Origin of the sequence: uncultured Corynebacterium sp., from assembly GCF_902782855.1 — a bacterium.
In the GTDB taxonomy this organism is placed as follows: domain Bacteria; phylum Actinomycetota; class Actinomycetes; order Mycobacteriales; family Mycobacteriaceae; genus Corynebacterium.
The window spans coordinates 1-2,603 of record NZ_CACZOO010000004.1; the positions used below are offsets into that span (position 1 = coordinate 1).

Consider the following 2,603-nt stretch of genomic DNA (forward strand, 5'->3'; position numbering starts at 1 on the left):
CACATCGGGGACAACCCTGCCTCGCGGCCGGGTCGGCTCGGGAACAGGTGGCAGCGGCTCACCGGCTCCGACCGGAGGTAGGGCTCCCGTCACCTCCCGCGCAGCCGGTCGGTCTCCCGCCGTTCCTTCTTCGTGGGACGTCCCGCACCGCGGTCCCGGTGCGGGACCGAGGCCAGAAGTTCCTTCGACGGTGGCGGCGGAGAATGGTCGATGTAACAGCTCCTGGCGACCGGTGCCCCGACACGCTTACTCACCAGCGTCGTGACCTCGTAGATGTGGTCCCGGTGGTTCACCCATGCCCGCACCGTGTCCCCCACGACCACGGTCTGGGCCGGTTTCACCGTGGCGTCATTGAGCTTCACGTGCCCGGCGCGGCAGGCCTCCGCGGCCGCCGAGCGGGTCTTGAACAGGCGGACGGACCAGACCCAGGCGTCGATCCTGGTGGTTGCGCTCACGGTCGGGTCACCACTGGTCCTTGTGGTTGACGATCTCGCGGATCTTCCAGGCGTTCACCCCGGCGACGACGAGGGCGACCAGGGCGAAGACAAAGAAGAAGTTGGTGGTGAGCAGGCCGAGAACCACTCCGGCCACGGCAACGCCCCCGGCGATCTGCAGGGCACGGGAGTGCTTGCGGACATCCTGCTTGCGCTGGGTGACGGAACTGCCGGAGTACTTGTCGACTGACTTGTCAGGGCTCATGGGACAAGACTAGCGGGCGGTGGGGGCCACCGGCACGTCACACCACTGTTCGCCGGTGCGCCGCACCGTGACCGTCCCGCCGGTCAGCCCTGCAACCGTTCCGGTGGGGTCCGTGTCCGGTGAGAGGGCCAGGGTGAGGGTGACGTCCGCCCCGTAGGACGCCGTGACGTCCATTCCCCGGTTGTGGAGGTCGGCGGCCAGACGGCCGGCATCGGCGTGGGACGCTGACAGTGTCCACAGCACCCGCTGCTCCCGGCGCACCACGGGAAGCCCGTCGAGGACTTCACGGGTGGCGTCACCGTAGGCGCGGACCAGTCCGCCGGTGCCCAGCTTCACCCCGCCGAACCAACGGACCACGACCACCACCACGTCGTGCAGGCCGGAGCCGCGCAACACCTCCAGCATGGGCTGACCGGCGGTGCCTGAGGGCTCACCGTCGTCACTGGACCGTTCGACCGGATTCGCCCCGTCGATGTGGAGGATGAAGGCGGAGCAGTGGTGTCTGGCGTCCGGGTGGTCCGCACGGGTCCGGGTGATGAACGCCCGGGCGTCCTCCTCGGTTGCCGCACGGGTGACGAGCGCGAGGAACCTCGACCGTTTGACCTCGATCGTCGTGTCCCTGACCGTCCCGGCGGCGGGACGCCGGTAGGCGCCGTCCGCCATCTATCCCAGCACCCCGGCCCAGGTGGAGGCCTTGAGATCACCCATCAGAGAAGAGGTGCGGTTGACGCGCAACTCCGCCGGCAGCATGTACTGCAGTTCCTCGTCACCGTCGGCGAGTGTGAGGTAGACGTCCGAGTCGCCGCGGTTGTTGTGCAGCACGTCCTTGAGCCGGGAGATGTTCTCCGGCGTGCACTGGTCGATGCGCATCCGCAGCCGCAGCGGGACCCCTGAACCGGCGCCGACGGTCAGTTCAGCCTGGCGCAGGTCGTTGCAGAACAGGCTCATCCGGCCGTCGCGGACGCTCACCTCAGCCTGGGCGAGGATGATGTTGTCCTCGGCGATCATCGGGGCGACCATGCCGTAGACCCGGGAGAAGACGAGCAGTTCAGCCTGGGCGGAATGCTGGTCCTCGATGGTGACGATGGCCCAGGGGTTGCCCTTCTTGTCGACACGACGGTCGACAGACGAGATGATGCCGCCGACTTTCACCGTCTTCCGGTCCGGCAACTCGCCCGACAGGACGGTGGTCAGCGGAGTGTCGATCTGGGAGTCCAGGGACGCCTCGAAACCGTCGAGGGGGTGGCCGGAGACGTAGAGCCCCAGCATCTCGCGCTCGAGGGTGAGTTCATGCTTGCGGTCCCAGTGCTGGTCGGGGATCTCGACCTTGAACGCGTCCCCCGTCTCCTCCTCACTGAGGCCGGCGAAGAGGTCGAACTGGCCCTTCGCCGCTGCCTTCTTGGTGGAGGTGACCGCGTCGACGGCGTCCTCGTGGATGAGGTTGAGGCCCTTGCGCGGGTGGCCGAGGGAGTCGAAGGCGCCGGCCTTGATCAGGGAGTCGGTGACGCGCTTGTTGCAGGCGGTGGCGTCGATCTTGTCGAGGTAGTCGGAAAAGTCGGTGAACTTCCCCTTCTCCTCACGGGCCCTGATGATCGAGTCGACGACATCCTCGCCGACGTTGCGCACCGCACCGAGACCGAAACGGATATCCTGTCCGACTGACTGGAAGGTGTAGGCGGACTCGTTGACGTCCGGGCTGAGCACCTTCACACCGAGGTGGCGGCAGTCGGCGAGGTAGATCGCGGACTTGTCCTTCTTGTCCGCCACCGAGGTGAGCAGGGCCGCCATGTACTCGGCGGTGTAGTGCTCCTTGAGGTAGGCGGTCCAGAAACTCACCAGGCCGTAGCCGGCGGCGTGGGACTTGTTGAACGCGTAGCCGGCGAACGGGAGGATCGTGTCCCACA

At 67.2% G+C, this 2,603-nt stretch carries 3 protein-coding genes and 1 pseudogene; all 4 read right to left on the bottom strand.

The genetic code is table 11. The features are described 5' to 3' along the window. Window positions 1-89: 89 nt before the first annotated feature. Window positions 90-455 carry an RNA-binding S4 domain-containing protein gene (locus tag QZV72_RS00115; RefSeq protein ID WP_297003871.1) on the bottom strand — a complete coding sequence of 122 codons (366 nt, stop codon included), beginning with the start codon at window positions 453-455 and terminating at the stop codon, window positions 90-92. A gap of 7 nt (window positions 456-462) precedes the next feature. After that, the gene (locus QZV72_RS00120; protein ID WP_297003872.1) at window positions 463-699 is read right to left on the bottom strand and encodes a hypothetical protein; all 237 of its coding nucleotides are present in this window, start codon (window positions 697-699) and stop codon (window positions 463-465) included. Between the two features lie 9 nt (window positions 700-708). After that, on the bottom strand, window positions 709-1,362 hold the full coding sequence (locus QZV72_RS00125) for a YigZ family protein (protein WP_297003873.1): 654 nt from the start codon (window positions 1,360-1,362) through the stop codon (window positions 709-711). Then, window positions 1,363-2,603 (bottom strand): annotated as a pseudogene (locus QZV72_RS00130) (DNA polymerase III subunit alpha); the annotation flags it as partial.